The sequence below is a fragment of the Meiothermus cerbereus DSM 11376 genome (assembly GCF_000620065.1).
GTDB classification, from domain to species: domain Bacteria; phylum Deinococcota; class Deinococci; order Deinococcales; family Thermaceae; genus Meiothermus; species Meiothermus cerbereus.
Map to the genome: position 1 here is coordinate 1 of NZ_JHVI01000010.1, position 25410 is coordinate 25410.

General features: G+C 64.1%; 21 protein-coding genes. 3 read left to right on the plus strand and 18 right to left on the minus strand.

Annotated elements, in window-relative coordinates; translation table 11 throughout:
- The 6 genes from Q355_RS16970 to Q355_RS0104125 all read right to left on the minus strand — a co-directional run.
- A partial coding sequence (locus Q355_RS16970; RefSeq protein ID WP_027876620.1) for a helix-turn-helix domain-containing protein occupies positions 1 to 303 on the minus strand: 303 nt, incomplete at its 3' end.
- A gap of 181 nt (positions 304 to 484) precedes the next feature.
- On the minus strand, positions 485 to 1786 hold the full coding sequence (locus Q355_RS0104105; RefSeq protein WP_027876621.1) for a S8 family peptidase: 1302 nt from the start codon (positions 1784 to 1786) through the stop codon (positions 485 to 487).
- Between the two features lie 64 nt (positions 1787 to 1850).
- Complete coding sequence (locus tag Q355_RS0104110) at positions 1851 to 3074, minus strand: LPS-assembly lipoprotein LptE (RefSeq protein ID WP_036258651.1); 1224 nt, start codon at positions 3072 to 3074, stop codon at positions 1851 to 1853.
- A gap of 115 nt (positions 3075 to 3189) precedes the next feature.
- A complete protein-coding gene (locus Q355_RS0104115; RefSeq protein WP_027876623.1) occupies positions 3190 to 4881 on the minus strand; it encodes a tetratricopeptide repeat protein in 1692 nt (563 codons plus the stop codon).
- 69 nt (positions 4882 to 4950) lie between these two features.
- The gene (locus Q355_RS0104120) at positions 4951 to 6099 is read right to left on the minus strand and encodes a BMP family ABC transporter substrate-binding protein (protein ID WP_027876624.1); all 1149 of its coding nucleotides are present in this window, start codon (positions 6097 to 6099) and stop codon (positions 4951 to 4953) included.
- A 64-nt stretch (positions 6100 to 6163) separates the two neighbouring features.
- Positions 6164 to 7033 carry an ABC transporter permease gene (locus tag Q355_RS0104125; protein ID WP_027876625.1) on the minus strand — a complete coding sequence of 290 codons (870 nt, stop codon included), beginning with the start codon at positions 7031 to 7033 and terminating at the stop codon, positions 6164 to 6166.
- 111 nt (positions 7034 to 7144) lie between these two features.
- On the opposite strand from Q355_RS0104125, the gene Q355_RS0104130 reads away from it, so the two are divergent.
- Positions 7145 to 8215 carry an RNA-guided endonuclease InsQ/TnpB family protein gene (locus Q355_RS0104130; RefSeq protein ID WP_027876626.1) on the plus strand — a complete coding sequence of 357 codons (1071 nt, stop codon included), beginning with the start codon at positions 7145 to 7147 and terminating at the stop codon, positions 8213 to 8215.
- A 400-nt stretch (positions 8216 to 8615) separates the two neighbouring features.
- On the opposite strand, the gene Q355_RS0104140 is transcribed toward Q355_RS0104130, so the two are convergent.
- The 11 genes from Q355_RS0104140 to Q355_RS0104190 form a co-directional block, all read right to left on the minus strand.
- Positions 8616 to 9671: an ABC transporter permease gene (locus tag Q355_RS0104140; RefSeq protein WP_027876628.1), complete on the minus strand. Its 1056-nt coding sequence runs from the start codon at positions 9669 to 9671 to the stop codon at positions 8616 to 8618.
- The gene (locus Q355_RS0104145) at positions 9668 to 11164 is read right to left on the minus strand and encodes an ABC transporter ATP-binding protein (protein WP_027876629.1); all 1497 of its coding nucleotides are present in this window, start codon (positions 11162 to 11164) and stop codon (positions 9668 to 9670) included. The genes Q355_RS0104140 and Q355_RS0104145 overlap by 4 nt, the downstream gene beginning before the upstream one ends.
- Before the next feature lie 26 nt (positions 11165 to 11190).
- Complete coding sequence (gene xdhC / locus Q355_RS0104150) at positions 11191 to 12027, minus strand: xanthine dehydrogenase accessory protein XdhC (RefSeq protein WP_027876630.1); 837 nt, start codon at positions 12025 to 12027, stop codon at positions 11191 to 11193.
- 6 nt (positions 12028 to 12033) lie between these two features.
- A complete protein-coding gene (gene xdhB / locus Q355_RS0104155) occupies positions 12034 to 14361 on the minus strand; it encodes a xanthine dehydrogenase molybdopterin binding subunit (protein WP_027876631.1) in 2328 nt (775 codons plus the stop codon).
- On the minus strand, positions 14358 to 15755 hold the full coding sequence (locus Q355_RS0104160) for a xanthine dehydrogenase small subunit (RefSeq protein ID WP_027876632.1): 1398 nt from the start codon (positions 15753 to 15755) through the stop codon (positions 14358 to 14360). Before Q355_RS0104160 ends, xdhB begins: the two co-directional genes overlap by 4 nt.
- 293 nt (positions 15756 to 16048) lie before the next feature.
- Positions 16049 to 16441 carry a type II toxin-antitoxin system VapC family toxin gene (locus Q355_RS0104165; RefSeq protein WP_027876633.1) on the minus strand — a complete coding sequence of 131 codons (393 nt, stop codon included), beginning with the start codon at positions 16439 to 16441 and terminating at the stop codon, positions 16049 to 16051.
- Entirely contained in the window at positions 16434 to 16688 is a 255-nt protein-coding gene (locus tag Q355_RS0104170; RefSeq protein WP_027876634.1) for an AbrB/MazE/SpoVT family DNA-binding domain-containing protein, read from the minus strand. The genes Q355_RS0104165 and Q355_RS0104170 overlap by 8 nt, the downstream gene beginning before the upstream one ends.
- 63 nt (positions 16689 to 16751) lie before the next feature.
- Positions 16752 to 19019 carry an ATP-dependent Clp protease ATP-binding subunit ClpA gene (gene clpA, locus Q355_RS0104175; RefSeq protein WP_027876635.1) on the minus strand — a complete coding sequence of 756 codons (2268 nt, stop codon included), beginning with the start codon at positions 19017 to 19019 and terminating at the stop codon, positions 16752 to 16754.
- Between the two features lie 84 nt (positions 19020 to 19103).
- Complete coding sequence (locus tag Q355_RS0104180; RefSeq protein ID WP_027876636.1) at positions 19104 to 19748, minus strand: cation efflux transmembrane domain-containing protein; 645 nt, start codon at positions 19746 to 19748, stop codon at positions 19104 to 19106.
- A gap of 82 nt (positions 19749 to 19830) precedes the next feature.
- Entirely contained in the window at positions 19831 to 20133 is a 303-nt protein-coding gene (clpS, locus tag Q355_RS15360; protein WP_051529301.1) for an ATP-dependent Clp protease adapter ClpS, read from the minus strand.
- Positions 20134 to 20321: 188 nt separating this feature from the next.
- Positions 20322 to 21962: a CTP synthase gene (locus Q355_RS0104190; protein ID WP_027876637.1), complete on the minus strand. Its 1641-nt coding sequence runs from the start codon at positions 21960 to 21962 to the stop codon at positions 20322 to 20324.
- A 186-nt stretch (positions 21963 to 22148) separates the two neighbouring features.
- On the opposite strand from Q355_RS0104190, the gene Q355_RS0104195 reads away from it, so the two are divergent.
- Both Q355_RS0104195 and Q355_RS0104200 read left to right on the plus strand, forming a co-directional pair.
- Positions 22149 to 23141, plus strand: coding sequence for an MBL fold metallo-hydrolase (locus Q355_RS0104195; RefSeq protein ID WP_027876638.1), 993 nt, complete (start codon positions 22149 to 22151; stop codon positions 23139 to 23141).
- Between the two features lie 335 nt (positions 23142 to 23476).
- On the plus strand, positions 23477 to 23686 hold the full coding sequence (locus tag Q355_RS0104200; RefSeq protein WP_027876639.1) for a dodecin: 210 nt from the start codon (positions 23477 to 23479) through the stop codon (positions 23684 to 23686).
- A gap of 111 nt (positions 23687 to 23797) precedes the next feature.
- Here Q355_RS0104200 and Q355_RS0104205 read toward each other — a convergent pair whose 3' ends face one another.
- On the minus strand, positions 23798 to 25387 hold the full coding sequence (locus Q355_RS0104205; protein ID WP_027876640.1) for a gamma-glutamyltransferase family protein: 1590 nt from the start codon (positions 25385 to 25387) through the stop codon (positions 23798 to 23800).
- Between the last annotated feature and the right edge of the window lie 23 nt (positions 25388 to 25410).

Genomic DNA, 25410 nt, shown 5'->3' on the forward strand with positions numbered 1-25410 from the left:
TTGTTGCTCCTCCTGGTTCAGCAAGGCCCGCTTATCCCCTCCTGGGTTGTAGCGGTGCTTATCGATGAGCCCCTGGGGTCCCTCGGCGTTGTAGCGCCGGATGAGCTTGTAGACCCAGTTCTGGCTAAACCCGGTGGCCTGGCTCACTGCCCGGGTGCTGGGGCGGTTCTCCCGGGTCTGCTGGGCGTACAACCAGATCACCTGCCAGCGGGTCTTCTCCTTGGCATCCTTGCAGCTACGGTAGCGCTGTTCGAGTTCTTCCAGGCTCAGGTGGGCGTGTAGGGCTATGGCTTTGCTTGGCATGAGTTATTATCTACATAGATTTGGTATTAGGGCAAGTTTTTCAGCTAATCGCTTCCCTTTATGCCGACCTCGCCGACAAAGTAGCAAAACCCCCCTTAACTGGCCCTGAACAGCGGATTAACGCCCAGGCAAAAACACAGCCCCCGGAGGGTCTTCCGCCGGGGGCTTGGTAGGCAGGGCCTCAAGGCTTCTGGGAGAGATCCAGCATCCCCTTCCCCACCTCCTGCGGGGGGAAGGGCAGGGGCTGGGCGTTCTCCTCCAGGCGCTGCTGGAGCTGGGCCGGGGTGAGGTTCGGCTGGGCCGAAAGCCACAGGGCCATGGCCCCAGCCACCAGGGGGGTGGCGAAGGAGGTGCCGGTGCATTGGCCCTGCCCTCTCCCGGGGGTCACGCACTCCAGGGCGGTGCCCGGGGCCGAGAGGTCCACGTAGGCCCCGCGGGTGCTGTAGGGGGCCGGGCTGAGGTTCCTATCCAGCGCCCCCACCGCCACCAGCCCCGGCAGGTCAAAAGCAGCAGGATAGTGGGCTGGGCTTCCATAATTCCCCTGGTTGCCCGCAGCCGCGGCCACCGGGATGCCCTGGGAGAGGGCCGCCTCCAGGGCCAGCTTCAGGGCCTCCACCGGGGTGTCGCCCCCCAGGCTCAGGTTGAGAACCGTGGGCCCCTGGCGGTTTTGCACCACCCAGCACACCCCCCGCACCACCCGGCTCGCCCGGCAGAAGCCGTCCTCGTCGCAGACCCGCACCGGCAGAATATCGGCCTGGGGCGCCACCTCTTTCACCAAACCCGCGGCCCCGGTGCCATGGCCGCCGGAGAAGGCGTCCTGGGGCTCGTCGTCCTCCTCCACGAAGTCGTAGCCAGGAAGCTGGGGGATGACGGTATCCACCCCGGTGTCGAGCACCGCCACCCGCACCCCCTGCCCACCCCAACCACGGTTGTGCGCCTGAAGGGCCCCGATGGCCTCACCGCCCCAGCTCCCCAGGCTCCCCAGGCTCCACAGGCTCTCGGGGTCGGCTTTGTAGGCGGGATCCTGGGCTTCCAGCTCCTCCAGCGCGCGCCCCAGAGTCTCCCCGGTATAGCCCAGCTCCGCCAGGGCGAAACCGCAGGCCTGGAGGTCGTCTTTGCGGACCCGGGTAAAGCCAGCGGGCAGGCGCGGGGTCTGGCCCAGTGGCAGCCGCAGCAACACCCTATCGCGGGCCACCTGCCCCAGCACGCTCAGGCTGGCCCGGGCCTCTTGTGTGCCCTTTACCACCCGCACGGTCTGGGGGCCGCCGGCAACATTGGGCACCCAAAAGCGTAGCGTGTTTCCTTCACGCATCGTCACTGTGGCGGGCTCCGTGCCCACAAAAACCTGGGCTCCCTCCGCACTCATCCCGCCCAGCCGGGCCTCCACTTCCTCCCCCAGCGCAGCGCGGCTGGGGGAAAGGCTCAGGCTGGGAGAAGGGGTACATGAGGATAGCAGCAGCAGCAACCAGAACCATTTGTGCATGGGGCACCTCATCGCCGTAAATAACACTATATCCACTCAAGTCCAGCACCCAGGCGGGCATGGCTTAGGGGAGGGTAAGGGTGCCACCACCTACGGTGTAACTGTTGGTTTGAGCGGTAGCCTCCTTGAGATAGTCACCGGCCTGGAAAGCGCTGGGGTTATTGGGGTCGAGGGCGAACAGGTTCTTGTTGCTCAGGATGGCAGAAACCTTAAAGCTGCCCGATCCCGCGGGAGGAGTGTATCCCAGCAAGCTGGAAGCTGAGAGGTCGGGCAGGGTGTAGCTGGTGGCGCTCCCCAGCCAGTTCTTGGTAAGGCTGGCGGTGTAGTAAATCTGGCCCGCAATCTGGAGGTAGATGCGGTAGCCTTGCAGGCCGCTATCGTTCGGGGAAAAGCCGCTTACGTTGGGGTGAGCTGTCTGGTCTACTGTCAAGCTACCCGAAGACCAAGGCGCGGGGAAGCTCAGGTTTGGGCTGCCGGAGCTAAAGATCTGTATGCTCTGGAGCGAGGCGTTGGTAGCATTGGCCTGAACCAGAGCCGCGTAGCGATCCCCGCCGCCAAACCCGCTCACGGGCCGGTAGCTGGTGGGCGAGGCGTTTACCAAACCATCGCCGGTGTTACTCGAGCTCAGGTAGAAAACAAGTGCACCTGAGGAACCCGTATAACCTGTGGGAGGCGTGGGCAGGGTCAGGCTGACCGGAGCAAGCTGGTCGCTGGAGGTTAGGCTGGCGTTGGTGCTGCCCCCGCTAATCACGTTTACGTTTTTGAGCACCTTAGCCACTTTGACGGAACCGCTGTTTTCTAACGTTACCAGAAGGTCCTGCGTAACAGGCTTCAGATTCAACCCGATAGGGACGTTGCCGCTTGCGGACAAACAGCCCGTGCCGTTCACACACACCGAATCCCCACTGGCGAGCAAGCTGGCATCTACGCTCACGTTCACCGTGAAGGAGACAGTAGTGGGAGTGCTGCTGCTACATTCAAGCTTGGGGTTCGGCAGTTCGCTGGCTGTAGCCTGGATCACCTTGACCACCAGGCTGCTGCACCGCACCGCTACGCCGTACTTGGTCTGACCCCCTAGGTTGAAAGTGCCAGTTTTGGAGGCGGTGCCGCTCATGGGAAGAAACTGCCAGCTCCCAGAGTCCACCTGATAGGCAGCCGCGTTGAAGTTACCCATTGGGTCTTCCACGGTGAGGGTGATGCTGCTGGGGGGTGGGGGCGTACCTCCGCCACAGGCGGCCAGTACGAAAGTCAAACCAAGTGCGACAAGCGTCTTGTACTTCAACTTCATTGCTAACCTCCTTATGGATTCCCACGACAGGCAAAAGGCCCGGGAAGCAAAGCCTTGCTGTTTTTCAGGCAGGCTCTGGCCTGCCGTGGGTGGCTGTAGGTTAGCAAAAGGGGTCTTAACGCAGCCTGAACGCCTCCAGGCGGCTGCGGTAACGCTCGGCCAGCACGGTGTAGCGGGCCTCCTCCAAAAGGGCGATGGCTTCCTCCAGGCCAGCCCGCTCCCCGGTCAGTTCGGCCAGGTTGGCCAGCACCGCCGCGGTCAACACCCACTCCTGACCTGCCTTGGCCAGTCGCAAGGCCTCCTGGTAGGCTGCCCTGGCCTCGGCGGGCTGCCCCTGCCGGTGGTAGAGGGCTCCCAGATTGTTCCAGGCCCGCCCCATGGCCTCGAAGTTCCCCACCCTTTCCGCCAGGGCCAGCGACTCCCGGTACAACCGCTCGGCCTCGGCGGGCTGGCCCTGGCGCTCCTTGATTACCCCCAGGTTGAGGTAGAGCCTGGCCCGCAAGCCCTCGCGGGGCCCAATGGCCTCGAGCACCTCGGTAAAAACCTCCTCCCCCTGGCCCAGCTCCACCAGCGCCACCGCCCGGTTACCCAGCGCGCTCAGGTGGCGCACCTCCTCGCCAGCCAGCAAGAAGCGCACCGAGGCCCGGCTAAAAGCCTCGGCCGCTTCCTGGAAGCGGCCCTGACCCAAGAGCATCATGCCCTGTAGGTTGAGGGCCTCGGCCTGGGCGTACGCGCCTCCAGCCTTGGCCCGCTCCGCTTCGGCCTGAGCCTCGGCAAACTGCCCCAAGCGGAAGAGCACCCCAGCCCGCAGAGCGCTTTTGTCGGGGCTATCGGGCAGCTCATCCAGCAGATCGAGGGCTTCCCTGTAGCGGCCCAGCCGCTCCAAAGCCCGCGCCCGCAGCAGGCTGAGTTCAGGGTCGGGGGCCAGCTCGGCCAGCAGCGCCAGCGCTTCCCTGGGCTGCTCCTCCACCTGGGCGCGGGCCAGACGCAGCAGGGCGCTTCGCCCCCGGGAAAAATCGGCCTCCTCCCAGTGGGCTCGAGCCAGCCGGTATAGCGGCGCCGCCTCGGCTAGGGGAAGCTTGCGGGCCAGCTCGAGGGCCACCCTACGGCCTTCGATGGTAGGCGCCACCGTCAGCCGGGGCTGCCCCTGGCTATCCAGCAGTCTACGTCGAATAAGAAAATCCAGGGTTTCCGCACCCAGGCCCAGCAGCTCTACTGCGCGGGAGAGGCCCACCAACTGCACCGCAAAAAAAGCCCGCTGCACCTCGAGGTCAAACCTTTTTAGCTCGGGTTCAGCCTCAAGAACTTCCTCGACACCGGGCAGGGCCCGCGCTTCCTGCAAGAGTGCCAGGGCCTCCTCCTCCCAGCCCAGGCCGTACAGGGCCTCGGCCCGCTCGAGGTGGGCACGCCATAGGGCCAGGGCGATGGCCTCCCGCCGGCTCCAAACCCACTCCTCGAGCTCAGGCGAAAGGCCATCATCCGCACCTTCCAAAAAACGCCCCCGATAAAGCCCCCGGGCTTCCTGCAGACGGCCCTCCTTCAGCAAAGATTCCAATTCCTTTGCGTCACAAGCCGCCTCCGCCCGCAGCACCTCCTCCCCTTCGACGCACACACCTGCCGCGCGAAGCTGGCTCAGGGCCACCGATAAGCTATTCAAGGCATCGCTGGCCCCCGGCCAGAACAGCTCGGTCAGGTGACGACGGGAACGCGGGCCCTCCAGCAGCAGATAGCTCAACAACAGCAAGGGTTTTTTCTTACGCAAGGGCTTTTGCGTATCTAAAAATAGCTCACCCAGTGTTCGCAGCATGTCCTGGCAGGATTATAAATGCAAATAAAAAAACCGGGGTGCACAAAGCACCCCAGCCAATTTTTGCCTTTACTTGGGCTCGTCCGGCACCGGGCCGACCACCCCAGGCGCCACCCACTGCATCTCGTTGAGCTCCTTCACCGTCATCTTGCGCCCAGCGGGCACCCGCAAAACCCCGTTGCGGTCGCGGATGGGGCCGGTGAAGGGGTCCCATTTGGGGTTGGGGCTTTGGATGTCTTTGTAGAGCTCCATCACCCGGTCGTAGACGCTAACCTTCTTGCCGTTCACGGTCATGGTGGCTTTCTTGAGGGCCGCCTCAAATTTGGGGTTGATGGGCATGCCCACCTGGGCCCCGAGCATTACCGCTTTCTCGCGGGCCAGCCACCAGTAGTCTACGTTCTGGAGGTTTTTGGGGGTGTAGGTACCGTTCTGAACCTTCTTCAGGATGTCGATGTAGATCACGCTCCAGTCTACGAGCTGGCCCGAGACCACGTAGTCGGGGGCGTACTTGTACATCGAGTTGTAGTGGCTGAAGCTGGGCACCTTGCGCCGGGCCGCGGTCTGAACGACCGTAGCGGTGTCCTCGGTAAAGGCCAGAACATCGTTGCCCTCGGCCATCAGGGCCTCGGCGGCCTCGCGGGCCTTCACGGGGTCAAACCAGGCGTTGATCCACTTGACATTCACGGTAGCCTTGGGGTTCACCGCCCGCACCCCCAGGGCAAAGGCCGAGATGTGACGCTTAAGCTCGGGGATGGGGAAAGCCGCCACGTAGCCCACCTTGCCGCTCTTGGTGAGGGCACCCGCCATCAGGCCGTTCAGGTAGTAAATCTGGTAGAAATCGGCCATGTAGGTAAGCATGTTGGGGGCCCGCTTGAAGCCGGAGGCATGGGCAAAAATCACCTCGGGATACTTCTTGGCGGCCTCGAGGGTGGGGTCCATGAAGTCGAAGGAGGTGGTGAAGATGACGTTACAACCCCCAGCCACCAGCCGGTCTACCGTAGCCAGGGTATCGGCTGGCTTGACCGACTCCACGTACTGGGTAGTGAGGCCGGGAATGGCCTTCTCGGCGGCCCGGCGAGCCTCGTCGTGTGCAAAGGTCCAGCCCACATCGCCAATAGGGCCTACGTAGATGAAGCAGGCTTTAAGGTTGGCCGGCTGGGCCATCCCAAAACCCAGGGCCAGAGCCATCAAAGCACCCATTAACCAGCTCTTTCTCATACAAACCCCTCCATTTGACCAACCCAACATGCCCTTGTTGGGTTTACCAGCCGTAGCTAGGGCTTTAGCGCTCGCCCCGCCGATAAGGTTTGCCCAACGCTTCAGGGGCGTTGCCCTGCTGCCCACGCAGCCCCGACAAAGCCAGCACAAGTATAACCAGAAGATAGGGCAGGCTGGCAAATACTTCCGAAGGAATGGCCGCCTGGCCCTGGAGCCGGAACTGAAGGTAGTAGAGCAAGCCAAAAAAGATGGCCCCAAACACCGCCCGCACGGGACTCCAACCCACAAAGATTACCAGCGCCACCGCAATCCAGCCCAGCCCGGCGGTCATGCCATCGGTCCAGGAGGGGCGGTAGACCAGCGAGAGGTAGGCACCGGCCAGCCCGGCCAGGGCACCCCCCGCCGCAACCGCCGCATACCGCACCCCCAGCACATTAAGGCCCAGCAGATCGGCTGCTGCCGGGTTCTCCCCCACCGAGCGCAGCGAGAGGCCCAGCCGGGTCGCATAGAACACGAAACTCAGCAAAACTGCCAGCATGATAGCCCCCAGGGTGAAAGGCCACTCGGGGGGCTGGTTAAAGAGCGGCAGCCCCTCGAAGCGCTTACCCAACAGACCGGCCGTGCCCAGGCCCACCATGGTCAGGGCCAGACCCGAGACAAACTGGTTGGCTTGCAGGGTAATGGTTACGAAGCCGTGCAGCATGGCGGCCAGGGCGCCCGCCAGCATGGCCGCCAGCACCGCCAGCCAGAGGTTGCCATCGCCCGCGCTGCCATAGGCCACCGCAAAACCGGCCAGCGCGCCCAGGGCCATCATGCCTTCCACCCCCAGGTTGACCACCCCGGCGCGCTCGTTCAGGATGGCCCCCAGGCAGGCCAGGAGCAAAGGGGTACCAAAGGAAAGGGCTCGAGCGAGGGCGTTGGCGATCTCTTCCATATCTCACAAGACTCCTTTCGTGGATGCTCCGCATTTCAATGCGGAGAGGAAACGAAAGCCGAGCGAAGCTCGGTGCGGGGTCGCCAGCTCGGTGATATGATTCATGCAGGTATGTCCCTCCTCTCCGTAAGGTGCAAACTGATACCGGATGCGAGTACGGCCGAGAAGCTTTCCCGCACGGTGGATCAGTTTGCAGGTGCTTGCAACCACGCCTTGCGGGTGGCGCGTCGGGAGAATGCCTGGGACAAGTTCGCCCTTCAGAAGTTGGTGTACCGCGAACTCCGCGAACGCTTCGGCCTCTCGGCCAACCTGGCGGTGCGGGCCATCGCTCGGGTTGGCAAGCGCAAGGGGCACAAGGCGGGCGGTTTCAAGGCCACCAGCGTTGACTACGACCGGCGCATCCTCTCGCTGAACATTGCGGACGAGGTGGTCAGCCTCTCCACGGTGGAGGGGCGGGTGAAGGTGCCGCTGCATATCGCTGGGTATCAGCGCCACCTGCTGCGAACCGCCAAAAGCATCCAGGGCGGTCAACTGGTCAGGGGGCGGGACTCCTGGTACGTCCACCTGTGGTGCGAGTACGAGGATCCGCCTGTCCTTGACCCGCAAGGCTTTTTGGGGGTCGACCTGGGTATCGTCAACATCGCCACCGACTCGGATGGCGAGACCTACTCGGGCCAGCACCTGAACTCGGTCAGACACCGCCACCGAAGACTCAGGAAGAAGCTGCAAAAGAAGGGCACCAAGTCGGCCAAGCGTCGTCTGAAAAAGCTTTCGGGCAAAGAGCGGCGCTTCGCCAACGACCTGGGCCACCGCATCAGCAAACGCATCGTAGCCAAGGCTCAACGCACCGGGCGCGGCCTTGCCCTGGAAGACCTCCAGGGGATCCGCGAACGGGTACGGCTCAGGAAGCCCCAGAGGGCTGCGCTGCATAGCTGGGCGTTCCATGACCTGGGCCAGAAAATCCGGTACAAAGCGGAGCGGGCCGGGGTTCCGCTGGTCTGGGTTGACCCAAAGAACACCTCCCGGCAGTGTCCTGCCTGCGGGCACACCGAGCGGGTCAACCGTCCGACGCAGGCGCTTTTTCGTTGCGTAGCCTGTGGGTGCTCTGGGCCTGCGGACTACTTCGCGGCTTGCAATATCGCAAGCCGGGCTGCCGTCATCCAGCCGAACGCGGGGGTATGAGATGCTGTTCATGGCTATCGTTCCACCTGCAAGCCTCGGACTTCAGTCCGGGGTAGATGACAACAGTATGCAACTCAGGCCCTGGAAGCGCCTGAAGTCCTGAATGCTGTCAGGAAGCCACATGCTCATCCAAAAGACCCCATAGCTCCGCATGCGTGCAAGCCCTTATCCTGCGCCCTGCCACAGGCACGACGGGCAGGGTGGGTTGAGCTGTACTGGTGGCTTGACGGTTCAAACCCTCCTCCAAGCACCTCAGCACTATTTCCCGCAGGGGTTTTCCCTCCCGAACGGCCAACAGCTTGAGTCGCTTGTACAGGTCATCGGGCAAGTCCAGCTTGGTTCGCATAAGTTCGTACCAGCATAACCGCTTCCGGCAGCCATTGGGGTCGTCCAGTACTTTTTACCTTCCCCAGCGAAGACGGTAGCGCAAAAATAGCTCCGAGCCAATCAGGCAAAAAAGAATTACCCCGCTAAACACGTCCACAATGCGAAAGGGCATGTTCAGGCTCACCTTCAACAGGTCGCCCCCCGCCAGCACCAGGCCCATCAGGGGAGCGGTGAGGAGCACCAGCGCAGGGTGCCCCCGGGCCAGCCAGGCCACGATGATGGCGGTAAAGCCATAGCCGGAAGAGAGCTGGCTGGGCTCAATCAGGCGGTGGTGGATGCCGGCGATCTCGCCCACCCCAGCCAGACCGGCCATACCCCCGGTGATGAGGGCCAAGAGCAAGAGCACCCGGCCCTGCGCGATGCCCAAATAGCGGGCCGCCCCGGGGTTCTCGCCCGCGATGCGCATGCGGAAACCCAGGGTGGTGCGAAAGAGCAAAAACTGCAACAAAAGGGCCAGCAGCACGCCCAAAAGCAAGGTGGGCCAGTGGACGCTCGAGCCCGGCCAAAGCGGAATCTGCTGGTACTCGGCAAAACGGTCGGAGTAGATGTAGCCCCGCACGTCCTTGCCGCGCCAGGGGCCGTTAATCAGGAAGATCACCAGCGACTGGGCCACGTAGTTGAGCATCAGGGTGGAGAGGATCTCGTTGACGCTGAAGCGCAGCCGCAGCCAGGCCGCCAGGCCGCACCACAGCGCCCCGCCCAAAGCCCCGGCCAGCGCCATCGCCGGCAGGCTCAGGGGAGCGGGCAGGGGCAGGAAGAGGGCCACCCCCGCCGCCAACACCGCCCCCAGCAAAAGCTGCCCCTCGGCCCCGATGTTGTAGAACTGGGTGCGAAAAGCCAGGGTGAGGCCCACCCCAATCAGGAGCAAGGGAATGCTGCGGCGCAGGATCTCCTGCCAGCCTCTGGCCTCCAGCAGGGTTCCGGTAAACATGAGCCGGTAGACCTCGAGCGGATTCTGCCCATAGGCCACAAACACCCCCCCCACCAGCACAAAGGCCAGCCCCAGCGCAGCCAGCGTAACCCCCAGCATCCGCCAGGGCGAGGCGTGGGCGAGGGGCTCGAGCCTCATACCTCACCTCCGGTCATCAGCAGGCCAATCTCTTCGCGGGTGAGGCTACCGACCGCAAAAGGGCCCTTGAGCCATCCCCGGTAGAGCACCCCTATCCGGTCGCAGAGCGAAAGCAGTTCTTCCAGGTCTTCCGAGACCAAGAGCACCGCCGCCCCCTGCTGGGTTTTTTCCAGCAAGACCCGGTGCACCTGCTCGGTGGCCCCAATATCCAGGCCGTAGGTGGGGTGGACGGCCAGAATGAGCTGGGGCTGCCCGGCCAGCTCGCGGGCCAGAATAACTTTTTGGATGTTGCCGCCGGAAAGGAGCCTCGAGGGGGTATGCAGGCTGGGCGTGGCGATGGCATAAGCCCGCACCCGGGCCTCGGCCTGGGCCAAAAAAGCCGCCGGGTCGAGCAAAGCCCCACGGGCCAGCGGGGGCCGGTCGAAGGTACGCAGGGCCAGGTTTTCGGTCACGCTCATGCTGGGAACCGTGCCCATGTGAATGCGGTCTTCGGGGATGTGGGCCACACCCAGCTCAAACAGGCGGGCCGGATGGGCTGGCAGGGGCTGCCCCAGCAGACGCAAAGAACCCGCTGTGGGGTTGCGCAATCCTGCCAGCACCTCCACCAGCTCGCTCTGGCCATTGCCCGCCACCCCGGCGATGCCCAGAATCTCCCCGCGGTGCAGTGCAAAGGAGACCCCCCGCAAGGCCGGCAGGTTGCGGCTCGAGCGGGCCTCGAGTTGCTCGACCTCGAGTACCACATCGCCCACCTGCGCGGCTTGCCGTTTGCGCTCGAAGCTCACCGTGCGCCCTACCATCAGCTCGGCCAGCCTGGCCTTGCTGGCCTCTTCTTTAGGCAGGCTGCCCACCACCCGCCCCCGGCGCAGCACCGTGCAGCGGTCGGCAATGGACAGCACCTCCTCGAGCTTGTGGGAGATAAAAACGAGCGACTTGCCCGCCGCCCGTAGCTCGCGCATGACCCTGAACAAGGCCTCGGCCTCCTGGGGGGTGAGCACGCTGGTGGGCTCGTCCAGGATCAGCACCTTAGCCCCCCGCAACAAGGCCCGCACAATCTCCACCCGTTGCTTCTCACCGGGTGAAAGCTGGTAAACCCGGGCCCTGGGGTCTATCTGCAAACCATAGCCCTGGGCCATCCGCTCCACCAGCGGCACAATGCGCTGGGCAGGCAGCAGGGGGCTGCCAATGCCCAATGCCAGGTTCTCCGCTACGGTGTGGCGGTTTACCAGCGTGGGGTGCTGGGGCACCAGCCCGATGCCCAGCCTTAGCGCGTCCATCGGCGAGCCAATCCTGGCCGGACGGCCCTCCACCAGAATCTCCCCCTCGTCGGGGCGATACAGCCCATAGAGGATGGAGACCAGGGTGGACTTACCCGCCCCATTTTCCCCCAGCAGGGCCAGCACCTCGCCGGGGTAGACCTCGAGGCTCACCCCGTCGTTGGCGACCACCCCCGGAAAGCGCTTGGTGATGTTTTTCAGCTCGAGCAGGGCCGGCATTGCCGCAAATCATACCTAAAACCGCGTTACTCGGCCACCTTTTCCCGGGCCGGCCTAGCCTGGAGGGTGCCGAAAATATGCGGCAGCAGTTGGGCCGCCGTGGCAATGGCAATGGCCTCCGGCGCTTTGCTTTTGGCCCCCGGAAGACCAATGGGGGTGGTCACCCGCTTGAAATCGGCCTCGGAAAAGCCCTGCTGGCCCAGCTTCTGCCGGAAGCGGGCCCACTTGCTAGCGCTGCCGATCAGGCCGATATACCCCAGGTCGGCCCGGCGCAAAGCCCGCTCGAGCACGAACAAATCCTCGGCGTGGTCGTGGGTCAGGATGACCAGGTGCGCGCCCTCTGGCAGGTCGTTTACCACCCCGTCCAGGATGGGCGCGTGGAAAGTTTTGATCTCGGCCTGGCCCTGGCGCAGCGGTTCCAGTCGCTCAGGGGCGAGCATCTGGGCCCTCGAGTCGGCCAGCCAGAGCGCTATGGGACAGATGGAGAGGACCCTGGCCAGCGCCAGCCCCACGTGTCCCAGTCCGAAAATCGCCACGGTGGGCTTGTGCGAGATAACCGGCTCGAGCAACAGGCTCACCTCACCCCCGCAGCACTGCACCCCATACTCGGCAAGGGCGTTTTCGGTGAGCCGGATGGTGTGCATCTGGGGGGCCAGGGCACGCTCGGCCAGCATCTGCCGGGCCAGATGGATGGCGGTGGCCTCGAGGTTCCCACCCCCAATGGTGCCGTAGGTCGCGCCCGCTGTGACCAGCATCTTGGCCCCGGCCTCCTGGGGGGCATGGCCCCGCACCGCCACCAACGTGACCATGACCAGCGGCTCCTGCCTGGCCACCAGCTCGCGGAAGTGCTCAAACCAGCGCATGGTCTCCTAGTCCCCCGAAACCAGGGCCTTTTGCCGCACCCGCTCGATGGCCAAGTAAACCGCCTCGGGCGTGGCGGGTGAGGCCAGCTCAACCGGTGAGCGTGAGCCCTCTGCCCCAAAGGCCGCGACCGCATCTCGCAGGGCCTCCCGCACCGAGATGGCCAGCATCAGGGGGGGCTCGCCTACCGCCTTGGAGCCGTAGACCACCCCGCTTTCGCTGGCTTTGGGCAACAACCGCACATTGAACACCTCGGGCAGCTCGGAAAAGCTGGGGAGTTTGTAGGTGCTGGCCGAGCGGGTGGCCACCTGCCCTTTGGCGTCCCAGCGCAGGTCTTCCAGCGTGAGCCAGCCCAGGCCCTGCATGAAGCCCCCCTCCACCTGGCCCAGATCCACCAAGGGCGATAGGGAGTCGCCCGCGTCGTGCAGGATATCCACCCGGCGCAGGGTGTACTGGCCGGTGAAGCCGTCTACCTCCACCTCGCTCACGGCTGCGCCAAAGGCGAAGTAGTGGAAGGGCTGGCCCTGCATCCGGCTCTTGTCCCAGTGGAGACCAGGGGTGCGGTAGAAGCCATCGGCAAAGAGCTGCACCCGCTGGGCATAGGCGGCCCTGACCACCTCGGTAAAGGGGATGCGCTCGGCGGGCTTCCAGATGCTGTAGACCTGGCCGTCCTGGAAGACCACGTCGGCAGGGTGCACACCCAACTTCTGGGCGGCCACCACGGCCAGGCGGCCCTTGATCTTTTCGCAGGCCTCCTTGACCGCGGCCCCGTTCAGGTCGGCCCCGGTGGAGGCTGCGGTGGCGGAGGTGTTGGGAATCTTGTCGGTGCGGGTGGGCATCAGGCGGATGGCCTTTAGCGGCACCCCCAGGGCCTCGGCGGCAATTTGCTGGATTTTGGTAAAAAGCCCCTGGCCCATCTCGGTGCCCCCGTGGTTGACCTGCACCGAGCCATCCTGGTACACGAGCACCAGTGCTCCGGCCTGGTTGTAGGTGGTGAAGTTGAAGGAGATGCCAAACTTGACCGGGGTCATGGCCAGGCCCCGCTTGCGCTGGGGGTTCTGGGCGTTGAACAAGGCGATCTCGCGGCGGCGGCGGTCGAACTCGGCGCTGGCTTTGAGCTCGTCCCAGATGAGCCGGATGCGCTCGGCGTCCTTGACCACCTGGCCGTAATGGGTGGTGATGGTCTCCTGGGTGTCGGACAGCCGGTAGAAGTTGCGCTCCCGCACCGCCTCGGGCGGCAGGCTCAGGCTGCGGGCCACCCGGTCGAGGATCTCCTCGATAAAGACCATGCCCTGCGGCCCGCCAAAGCCCCTGAAGGCGGTCTGGGAGGTCTTGTGGGTCTTGCAGACCCGCCCGGTGGCCTCGAGGTGGGGGATGTAATAGGCGTTGTCCAGGTGGCAGAGGGCTCGAGCCAGCACCGGCTCGCTCAGGTCTTGCGACCAGCCCCCGTCAGAGAAAAGCTCGATTTTTAGGGCATTCAAGAGGCCCTCCTCGGAAAAGCCCACCTTCCAGCGGGCGTAGAAGGGGTGGCGCTTGCCGGTCAGGGTGATGTCTTGCAGGCGCGAAAGCCGCACCCGCACCGGGCGCCGGGTCAGGTAGGCCCCCAAAGCCGCCACCGCAGCGTAGGGGTTGGCCTGGACTTCCTTCCCGCCAAAGCCCCCGCCCATGCGGATGCACTGCACCGTGACCTGGCTGCGCGGCAGGCCCAGCACCTGGGCCACCACCTCCTGGGTCTCGGAGGGGTGCTGGGTGGAGGCGTGCACCAGGAGGTGGCCGCTCTCGTCCAGCAGGGCCAGCGAGGCCTGGGTTTCCAGGTAAAAGTGCTCCTGCCCCCCCAGCTCGAGCTCGCCCTCGAGCACCCGCGCCGAGGCCTCTAAGCCCTGGGCCACATCGCCCCGCCTCACCTGCAGCATAGCCCCCTGGAAGCTCCCCTGGCGGATGGCCTCATGCAGGGTGAGGATGGCTGGCAGCGGTTCGTAGTCGACCTGCACCTGCGCCGCGCCCAGCCGCGCAGCCTCCTCGCTTTCGGCCAGCACCCAAGCCACTGCCTGGCCGTGGTACATCACCTCGGAGGGGAACAAAGGCTCGTCGCCTTTGATGCCGGAGTCGTTCAGGCCCGGCACATCCGCGGCAGTGAGCACCCGCACCACCCCCGGCAGGGCATAGGCAGCCGAGGCCTCCAGCCGGGTGATGCGGGCGTGGGCATGGGGGGCCTGCACCGGCCAGGCGTGAAGGGCCTGGGGGTAGCGGGGCCAGAGGTCGTCGGTGTAGAGGGCCCGCCCGGTCACGTGTCCCCGGGCTGATTCGTGGGGAACCGCTCGACCGATAATCTTCATGCCCGCACCTCCGCAGTTTCGGCGTAGAACTTTTGCAGCAGGCTCGAGAGCATAGCGCTGCGGTAGGCCGCGCTGCCGCGGTGGTCGTCAATGGGCCTGAACTCGCTGCGGATCAGCTCGCTGGCGGCCCGCACGGTGCGCTCATCCCAGGGCTTGCCCTCCAGGAAAGCCTCGGTCTGGCTGGCCCGCACGGGGGTGGGGGCCACCCCGCCCAGGCCGATGCGGATGGACTGCACCCGGCCCCCCTCCAGCCGCAAGGCAAAGGCCGCGGCCACGGTGGAGATATCGTCCATACGGCGCTTGGACACCTTGTAGAAGCGGGCCTGGGGGGCCAGGGGCAGGGGGATTCGCACTGCCCGGATGACCTCGCCGGGCTCAAAGGCGGTCTGGCGGTAGCCGGTGAAGAAGCGCTCGAGCGGCAGCGCCCGCTCCCCCGCTGCGCCGGTAAGCACCACCTCGGCCCCCAGGGCCAAGAGCACCGGCGGCCCGTCGCCAATGGGTGAGGCCGTGCCCAGGTTGCCCCCTAGGGTAGCCCGGTTGCGGATCAGGCGGGAGGCAAACAGGGGAAACCACTGGGCCAAGAGGGGAATGCGCCCTTCCAGCCAGTGCTCGAGCTCGGAAAGGGTTACGCCCGCGCCAATCTCGACATAGTTCTGGCCCCAAAAAAGGGTCTGAAGTTCTGGCACCTGGCTGATGTCCACCTGCACCTCCGCTCGAGCAAAGCGCTGGTTGACCTCCACCACCCAGTCGGTTCCACCCGCTACCAGCTTGGCCGCAGGGTGCTCGGCCAGGATGCGAAAAAGCTCGGGCAGGGATAGGGGCCGGTAAAAGCGCGGAGATGACCCGGTTTTGGGGCTGTACTCGAGCGACTTCACCGCCTCCACCGGGGTGTTTAGCCGCTGCGCCAGGGGGTCGTGGGGCGCAGGCTGGCCCAGCGAGAGGGCGGCATCCCGGATGGGCCGGTAGCCGGTGCAGCGGCAGAGGTTGCCGGAAAGGGCCTCGAGGTCGAAGTTGCTCCGATTTTTGCGGTAATATTCTGCCGCCATGCTCACCACAAAACCCGGCGTGCAGTAGCCGCACTGCGAGCCGCCCTGGAGCATGGCCTCCTGCACCGGGTGCAGCCTCTCCCCCTGCGCCAGCCCCTCCACCGTCCAGACCTCCTGGCCCGCCAGGCTGGGCAGCAGCAGCAGGCAGCCGTTTACGGCCTCGAGCCGCGCGCCCTGGCCCTCGGGCCGCAGCAAAAGCAGCGCGCAGGCCCCGCACTCCCCCTCGGCGCAGCCCTCTTTGCTGCCTATCCAACCTTGCTGACGCAACCAGGAGAGTGCCGTGGTGTGGGGGTCTACACCTGAAACCCCAACCGTTTGCCCGTTCAACTTAAAACTGATTTCGCCCACCAAAGCCCTCCCCGTGCGCTCAGGCTATAAAACCGGTCCGTGATGCCTCTGCTCGAATTGCATTGCCTGCCAGGGTCTGCCTATAGCTTTTTATTGTACAACCGAGCGGCCCAGGAACCGCAGTCTGCCGGTGCGTGAACCACCCCCCCTGCCGTGCAGGCAACTAAAGCACCTGGCAGCCACAGCGCTACCGCAGGACAACCTCGAGCAGTGCCGTATGGCCGTCTTGAAGCAATCTAGACCGGGTTTGCTCAGCCGCTATCCAGGGGTAAGCGGCATTTTCACTGTGGGAATTACGAACCGCGGATCACTTCCACGCCGACCCCCGACACCTGCTCCCAGGTGCGATCAGCCGTAAGGGCTACCATTCCGTGGGCCATTGCCGTGGACAAACAAGCCCGATCCCCCAGGGAAAGGCCCAGGGTACGGGTGGCTGGGTCCAGCTCCCCAGCGATGCGGGCCGTTTCAATGGTAAATGGCAGAACCTGCAAGCCCAGGGCCAGCAGCCTGGTCAGGATACGCCCAGGCTCTTTTCCCTTCCCCTTTAGCTTCCCCAACACCTCAGCCAGGTTCACCGCGCTTATGGCTGCCCCGTCCCTAAGGGCGTCCTGCACCCGTTCCCAGCCCATTTCCTGTTGGAGGTAGGCCAGAACAGCGGAGGCATCCAGGCAGTACCGCTCAGGCATCCTTGACCGCTTCCCTACGGCGTTCTTCTAAAAGCTCCTCTGTCAGACTTTCCTCAATATCGGCCACCTCCGCCCAAAGCTCGGCTTCCACCTTCTCCCAGGGCTCGAGGATGAGGCGGCCCCCCTCCACCAGGACCACCAACCGGCTCCCCGGCTTCACCCCCAGGCTCTGGCGGATGTGTTTGGGGAGAAGCAGCCGGCCCTGGTAATCTAGGGTAAGTGTGGCAAATTCTGCTTCTTTCACCATAAAGGTAGTATACAGCCGGGAATGTCGGCAAAGCGTCCGATCATGCCCTGGGGCCAGGGCTGGTCAGGCAGGCTGGGCCTGGAGCAGAATCTCCTCACCCTGACGCACAATCTGCAAGCGGCCCCCGTGCTTGAGCGGGCCAAAGAGCAGCAGGTCGGCCAGGGGCTTCTTGATTTTCTCCTGGATCAGCCGGGCCAGCGGGCGGGCGCCCATCAAGCGGTCGTAGCCCTTCTCGGCCAGCCAGGCCAGGGCCTCGGGGTGAACCTCCAGGGCCACCTTGCGCTCTTTTAGTTGGGCCTCGAGCTGGCCCAGAAACTTGCCCACAATTTGCTGCATGACCACCGGGGAAAGCGGGTCGAAGTGTACGATGGCGTCCAGGCGGTTGCGGAACTCCGGGGTAAACATGCGCCTTAGGGCCTCTTCGCTGGCCTCCGAGCGGGTGCCGCCCAAAAAGCCCACCCGCAGCTCGCTGGCCTCGGCGGCCCCGGCGTTGGTGGTCATGATCAGGATGGTGCTGCGGAAGTCCACATTTTTACCGTTGTGGTCGGTCAGCTTGCCGTAGTCCATCACCTGCAGCAGGATGGCGTAGAGGTCGGGGTGGGCCTTTTCGATCTCGTCGAGCAAAAGCACCGCGTGGGGGTTCTGCAGCACTGCGTCGGTCAGCAGGCCGCCCTGGTCGAAGCCCACGTAGCCCGGCGGGGCACCGATGAGCCGCGAGACCGAGTGCTTCTCCATGTACTCCGACATGTCGAAGCGCAGCAGTGGAACCCCCAGCGAGGCTGCGAGCTGGCGGGCCAGCTCGGTTTTGCCCACCCCGGTAGGGCCTGCAAACAGATACGAGCCCATCGGTTTTTGTGGGTCGCGCAGACCGGCCCGCGCCAGCTTGATGGCGCTGGCCACCTCCTCCACCGCTTTGTCCTGCCCAAAAACCGCGGCCTTGAGCTCCTGCTCGAGGTTCGCCAGCACCGCTTCGTCGTCGCGGGAGAGGTTCTTGGCGGGAATGCGGGCCATGCGGGCCACGGTGGCCTCCACCTCGGCCACCCCGATGCGGTTCTTGCGCTTGCCCGGCGGCAGCAGGGCCTGGGCCGCCCCGGCCTCGTCCAGCACGTCCAGGGCCGAGTCGGGCAGGCGGCGCTCGGAAAGGTGCCGGGCGGCCAGCTCCACCGCCCGCTCGAGGGCCTGCCTGGTGTAGGTGAGCTGGTGATGGGCCTCCAGGCGCGGTTTGAGTCCCTCCAGAATTTTGACTGCGTCGGCCTGAGAGGGCTCGCCCACGTCGATCTTCTGGAAGCGCCGGGCGATGGCCCGGTCCTTCTCGAAGTGCTTGTACTCGGCAAAGGTGGTGGCCCCGATGCACTTGAGCTTGCCGGTCAGGGCCGGTTTGAGCAGGTTGCTGGCGTCCACCACAGAGCCGGTGGTGGAGCCCGCCCCCACGATGGTATGAATCTCGTCAATGAAGAGAATGGCGTTGGGGTGGGCCTCGAGGGCCTTCATCACCGCCTTCACGCGCTCCTCGAAGTCGCCCCGGTAGCGCGTACCGGCCAGCAGGCTGCCCATATCCAGGGCAAAGACCTCGGCCCCCACCAGCTTGCTGGGCAGCGGAACCCCCGGGGTGCGGTTCTTTGCCGCAGGTGTCTTCTCCTGTTCCACAATGAGCTGGGCCAGCCCCTCCACGATGGCGGTCTTGCCCACCCCAGGGTCGCCCACCAGGAGGGGATTGTTCTTCTGGCGGCGGGAGAGGACGGTCAGGATGCGCTCGAGCTCCTTCTCCCGGCCAATGAGCGGGTCGAGCTGGCCCTTGCGGGCCTGTTCGGTCAGGTTGGTGCAGTAGGCCTCCAGCGGGTTCTGCGCCACCCCCGCCCCATCTTCCCCCACCTGCACGGGTTCGATGCTCGGGCTGGCACCCCTGGGCAAAGCCCCCCGCGAGAGGGCCGCGGTCAGGTCGAGCCGGGTTACGCCAAGCTGCTCCAGCAAGGCATAGGCCGCCGACTGACGCTCATCCATGATGGCCACCAGCACGTTGGCGCCGTTGGCCTGGTCGCGTCCGGCCGAGCGCATTTGCAGCACGGCCCGCTGGATGACCCGCTGAAAGGCGGTGGTGGGCTCGGGCTCGACACCCGGAATGCGCTCGAACTGCCGCAGCGACTCCTCCAGCAAAGCCCGCAAGTGCCCCAGATCCACTTTGCACGATTGCAAGACCCGGCTGGCGTCGGGGTCGTCGAGCAGGGCCAGCAGCAGGTGCTCGAGGCCGGCGTACTCGTGCCCCCGCTCGAGGGCAATTTCCAGCGCACGGCGAATAGAACGTTCGAGGGTGGGGGTCAAAGGAGTCTCCATACCTGCATCCTCGAGTCTAGCAGGATGATGGGTTCAGATTGTGCAGTAAGGGATTCCAAAAGCTGCCCAGAAGCATCTGCACGGCTAGTTTCCGGTATGACAACCGCATTCAGCGCCGTTGGCCTTGGCAAAGGCCTCGCGCCCTTCGGTAAAAGACAGGTAGGCCAGCCCCAAGGCGCCCAGGCTGTCCACAAACCAGATGCCGCTAAGGCTATAAATCAGGCTCGAGGCCAGCAGCAAGCCTGACATATACATGCAGACCCGCGCACACTTGGCATCGGCCAGCATGGCCTCCGAGCCCAGGGCTACACCTGCTTGGGTTTTATAGTGAATGAGCGCCCACATCAACGAGATGGAAATAACCGCAATCACCACGCCGGCCAGGGTGGTCTCGGGCCGGTGCCCGGTAGCCAGGTTGTACAGAGCCATCGCCGAGAGAATCCCCACCAGTCCATAAAACCCGGTTCCGGTAATCTGCAGGGCGGTTTTCTCGAAGCGTCCCTTGGGCTGGCCCGGATGCCGCCAGATGCGCAGCACCATAGCCAGAATCCCCAGCCCCGAAATCATCTCGATAAAGCTGTCCAGGCCAAAGCCAAATAGCGTCAGCGACTCATCGGCCAGGCCAAACCAGACCGAAACCAGTCCCTCGAGCAAGTTGTAGACCACGGTCAGAATCGCCAGAGCAAAGGCCAATCGGTACCAGCGTTGATCCTGGGAGGAAAGATACATACCCAAACCCTACCCCAAGCACCAGCGCTCTTTTGTACGTTTGGCACCTTGGATATTGCAATTCCGGCATCAAAAACCGGCTTTACTCGGGTTCCATGGTGCATTGCAGCGGATGCCCCTCGGCGCTGGCTGCGGCCATCACCTGGTTGACCTTGGTCTCGGCAATCTCAAAAGGATAGACCCCCGCCACCCCCACCCCCGCATGGTGTACCTGGAGCATGATGCGGGTGGCCTCGAGCTCGCTCTTCTTGAAAAACCGCATCAGCACCTCGACCACGAAGTCCATGGGGGTGTAGTCGTCGTTGAGCAGCAAAACCTTGTACCGCGGTGGGGTACGGGTGGCCGTTTGGGACTGGCTGCGGGTCTTGGTGGCGCTATCACTCACGTTTTATAAGTGTAGCAAATAGCCGCAGGGCCACACCCTGCTCAGCTCACACAGCCCACCCCGTCGCGGCGCTAGACGGATTGATGGGAAATGTCTTTGATTTGGTCTTTTTGTGGGGCCCCCGCCTGAAGCGCGGGTAGCAAGAGTTCGAAAAACCAGGGTGTTCTGACAATCCCTAGCGGAACGGTTCAGGCGGGGTTCATATGAAACAAGGCCTGGCGGCGCTCGAGGGCCGCCGAAATAAAGCCGAAAAAGGGCGGCGAGACCCGCATAGGCCGGCTGGAAAGCTCGGGGTGGGCTTGCAAACCGATGAAGAAGGGGTGGTCGGGCAGCTCGATGGCCTCGACCAGCCCCTCACCCCGGCCCTGCACCCCGGGCGTGACCGCCGAAACCGTCAGGCCGCTTTCAATGAGGCGCTGGACGTAGGCCGGGTTGACCTCGTAGCGGTGGCGGTGCCGCTCGTAGACCAGTTCTTTGCCATAAAGCTTATAAAGCAGGGTTTCGGGATGGATGCGCATGGGCCAGCTGCCCAGCCGCATGGTGCCGCCCATCCCCTCGACCTCGAGCTGCTCGGGCATCAGGTCAATTACCGGGTGGGGGGTGTAGGGGTCAAACTCGGTGCTGTTGGCCCCCTCGAGGCCCAGCACATTCCGGGCATACTCAATGACCGCGATCTGCAACCCCAGGCAGATACCAAAATAGGGTAGCCGACTCTCGCGGGCATACCGGGCCGCCAGAATTTTGCCCTCCACCCCCCGGATGCCAAACCCAGGCCCCACCAGCACGCCATCCACACCGCCCAGCAGCTCGGCGGCTTTAGCCAGGTCGGTGATGTCTTCGGCGTTGACCCACTTCACATTGACCCGTGCATCGTGGGCAATTCCAGCGTGGCGAAAGCCCTCCAGAATGCTCAAGTAGGCATCGGGCATTTTCACATACTTGCCCACAAAGGCCACCGTAACCTCGTGTGCGGGCTGCTTGAGCTTGCGCACGGCGTTTTGCCAGAAGCTCAGGTTGGGCTGAATGGGCTCCAGGCCCAGCTTCTTCTCCACCACCCGCCCCAGGCCCTGCTCCTCCAGCACCAGCGGCATCTCGTAGAGGTGCTGTACGGTGGGGCTGCTGAACACCTCGCCGGCGTGCACGTTGGTAAACAACGCCACTTTTTTACGCACATCCTCCGGCACCATCTTCTCCGAGCGCAGCACCAGCACATCCGGCTGGATACCCACCCCGCGCAGGGTCGAGACCGAGTGTTGGGTGGGTTTGGTTTTGAACTCTTCGGACGCAGCAAAGTAGGGCACCAGGGTTAGGTGCAGGTACATGATGTCCTGGTCTTCTTCGTCGAACTGAAACTGGCGGATGGCCTCCAGGAAGGGCAGGCTCTCGATGTCGCCTACCGTGCCCCCTACCTCCACCACCACAATCTCGGCGTTTTGTTCGTGGGCGGTACGGCGAATGCGGTCTTTGATCTCGTCGGTAATGTGGGGAATGACCTGCACGGTCTGGGAGAGGTACTCGCCACGCCGCTCTTTTTGAATCACCGACAGATAAACCTGCCCGGTGGTGATGTTGTTGGCGCGCGACAGGTCTATGTCCAGAAAGCGCTCGTAATGCCCGATGTCCAGGTCGGTCTCGGCCCCATCGCTGGTCACGAATACTTCCCCGTGTTCGTAGGGGCGCATGGTGCCGGCGTCCAGGTTGATGTAGGGGTCAATCTTGATTGCGGTTACGCGGTAACCCCGGCTGCGCAAAATGGCGCCCAGACTGGATGTGAGGATACCCTTGCCCAAACTGCTCACCACACCGCCGGTAACGAAAATGTATTTCATAACAAACCCCCGTGCTACGCTGAACCCTTCAGCGCCCAAAAAACCTTTGCCTGCAAACGCTCAACCAGCGCGGTAGAGCAGCCTAACTATCACGGGATTTGATCGTACCACGTTTGACCCCTGGTGTGTCCAGATGGCGGCCCCCTATGGTCTGACCGCGAAAGTTTGACTTGGTACAATCTGCCTATGGCGCACGTCACCGGCTTGTCTTCCGAGGTCGCACCCAACATATTCGCCATTCCCGTTCCCATTCCGTACCCCTTCAAGTACGTGAACTGTTATCTGCTAAAACCCGGCCCCGGGGTAAGCGGTGGACCCGTGCTGGTGGACTGTGCCCTCGAGACCTCCGAGGCCAAGCGCGTGCTCGAGGCGGCCCTGCACGAGCACGGGCTGGGGTATGGCGACCTCGAGCACCTGGTGGTCACCCACCACCACCCCGACCACTACGGCCTGGCCGGCCTGATTGAACTGCACGGCCCCCAGGTCTGGATGCTGGACGTGGAGAAAGAGCGAGGGCACATCTTCTGGACCCAGCCCGAGCACATGACCCAGATGGGTCAGGAGCTTTTCCGACAGCACGGCATCGGCGACGCGTACCTGACCGACCTGGCAGGGGAAATGCAAAAAACCCGCAGCCGGGTGCATCCGGCCCAAAACCCGCAGACCTTCGCCGATGGCCAGCAGCTATGCCTGGCGGGCATGAACTTTCGGGTGGTCTGGACACCCGGCCACGCCGACGGCCACGCCATGCTGCTGCGTGAGTCGGATGGTGTGCTGCTGGCCGGGGACAACATCCTCGAGCGTATATCCCCTAATATTGGCCTCTGGGCCTACTCCTACCCCAACCCCCTGCAGCACTACTTCGAGTCGCTGAAAAAAACCGCTACGCTTGGGGCCACGGTGGCGCTGCCGGGGCATTACCGCCCCATCAAAGATATTGCCGGGCGGGTAGCCGAACTCGAGGCCCACCACCTGGAGCGGCTGGAGTACCTGCTTCGGCTTCTGAACCATCAGCCCCAAACCTGCTGGCAGTTGTCGCTGGGGCTGTTTCCCGGCAACCTCAACCTGGCCCAGCGGCGCTTTGCCTGGTCGGAGACGCTGGCCCACCTGGAGTACCTGGTCGCCCAGGGCAAGATACGGCGGCTCGAGCTGGACGGCGTTATCCACTACAGCCGCTAAAACGGAGCCATTGCGAGGGTTTGCCGCTGCTGGCCCCACCGCCTGGACTGCCCCCCAGCAGCCACACCCCTGCATTTGATACCGGATTCAAAAAGATACTCTTCAAACAAAAAACATCAAGGGGCTATCTTTTTGAATCCTAGAGCACTCCCTTCGGTCGGGTTAGTTCGTCACCGTTCGGTGACGAACTAACCGAATCTGGTATGAGTGGTATCATAGGAGTTATACAAGCAGCCAACAGGACTTGAACCGGCCTGAGCGCGACACCTGGGTGAGGTCAAAAAGGGCGATTTATCAATATTCCAACGCAATACCTTGAGTCAAGGAGGGAACACATGAGCAAGGTCTACAAGAAGGTGGAGCTGGTGGGCAGCAGCAGCGAGAGCCTCGAGGACGCCATCAAGGTGGCCCTGACCCGGGCCCGCCGAACCTTGCGGAACCTGGACTGGTTCGAGGTCAAGGAGATTCGCGGCAGCCTGACCGACGGCTACGTGAACACCTACCAGGTCACGCTGTTGGTCGGCTTCCGCCTCGACGAAGAATAGCTCCGTAGGAAATCCGCTTTTTGGGGCCCCCGCCCGAAGCGCTGCAACTTGCAGCGGTCAACAAATGTGCTTTTGCCAGCACCGGGCGGAACGCTTGGGGTGGGGTTGGTGTCACCAGGCCAGGGCCAGGCCGTCGGCCCGCGGCTCGGTGGCGGCCAGGAAGGCTTCTTTTGGCTTCAAAATCATCTGACCCCGGCCAAAGGAGGCCCACTCGCTCTGCAAGACCACCTCGTGGCCCCGCTCCTTGAGGCCAAAGACCACGTGGGGGGGCAGGCTCTGCTCGAGCTCCACCTGCCGGCCCTGTATCCACTGCCAGCGGGGGGCGTCCAGGGCGGCCTGGGGGTTTAGCCCGTAGTCCTCCAGGTTGACCACCATCTGCAGGTGCCCCTGGGGCTGCATGTGCCCGCCCATCACCCCAAACGGCCCCAGGGGCTTGCCATCGCGGGTGAGGAAGCCGGGGATGATGGTGTGGAAGGGCTTTTTAGCCGGGGCGTACTGGTTGGGGTGTCCTTCTTCCAGCACAAAGCAAGCCCCCCGGTTTTGCAACGAGATGCCGGTGCCGTCTGCTACGATACCGGCCCCAAAGCCCATGTAGTTGGACTGGATGAAGGAGACCTGCAGCTCGCCATCGGCAGCGCACAGATACACCGTACCCCCTTTGGGCGCACCGGCCTGCACCGCCAGCGCCCGTTCACCGATGAGTCGGCGGCGCTTTTCCAGGTAGTCCGGGTTCAGCAGGTCGGCGGGCGAGACGGTCATGAAGCGGGGGTCGGCCACGTACTTTTGCACGTCGGCAAAGGCCAGTTTCATGGCCTCAATTTGCAGGTGCAAGCCCTCCGCCGAGTCGCGCGGATAGCGCTCGAGGCCCAGGCCCTCCAGGATTTTCAGGGCCATCAGGGCGGCAAGGCCCTGCCCGGCGGGGGGTATCTCGTGCAGCTCGAGGCCTTTGTAGCGCACCGAGAGGGGCTCCACCCACTCCGAGCGGTGGGCGGCCAGGTCGGCCCGGGTCAGGTAGCCCCCGGTGGCTGCGGCAAAATCGGCCATCTGGGCAGCCAGCTTGCCGTGGTAAAAACTCTCGGCATGGGTGCGGGCCAGCTCGCGCAGGGTCTCGGCGTGGCGCGGGCTGCGCCAGATCTCGCCGGGGCGGGGGGCTTTGCCTCCAGGCATAAAGACTTCCTTGAAGGGCTTGTAGCAAGGGTCTTGCAGGGGGCCATAGACCGCCTCGAGGCGCCGCCAGTTGCGCCCGGTCTCGGGGCTGACGGCAAAGCCCTCCTCGGCATAGCGGATGGATGGTTCAAAAAGCTGTTCAAAGGGCAGCCTGCCGAACTTCTGGTGAAGCTCTCGCCAGGCGTCGGGTGCCCCCGGAACTGTTACAGGAAGCCAGCCCCGGGTGGGCACCTGCCCGCTGGCAGCAAAGGTGGCGAAATCCAGACCGGCGGGGCTCATCCCGTTCCCGTTCAGTCCATGTAGCTTTTGCCCGTCGTGCACCAGGGCAAAGGCATCCGAGCCGATGCCGTTAGAGGTGGGCTCGAGTACGGTCAGGGCCATGGCCATGGCAAGGGCCGCATCCACCGCGTTGCCCCCGGCCAGCATCATCTCCATGCCGGCCAGCGCGGCCTGGGGCTGGCTGGTGGCGACAGCCCCCCGCTTGCCGGTGACCACGTTGCGGCGGGAGGGATAGGGATACTGGTTGAGGTTCATATCTGGAACTATAGCCGATGCTG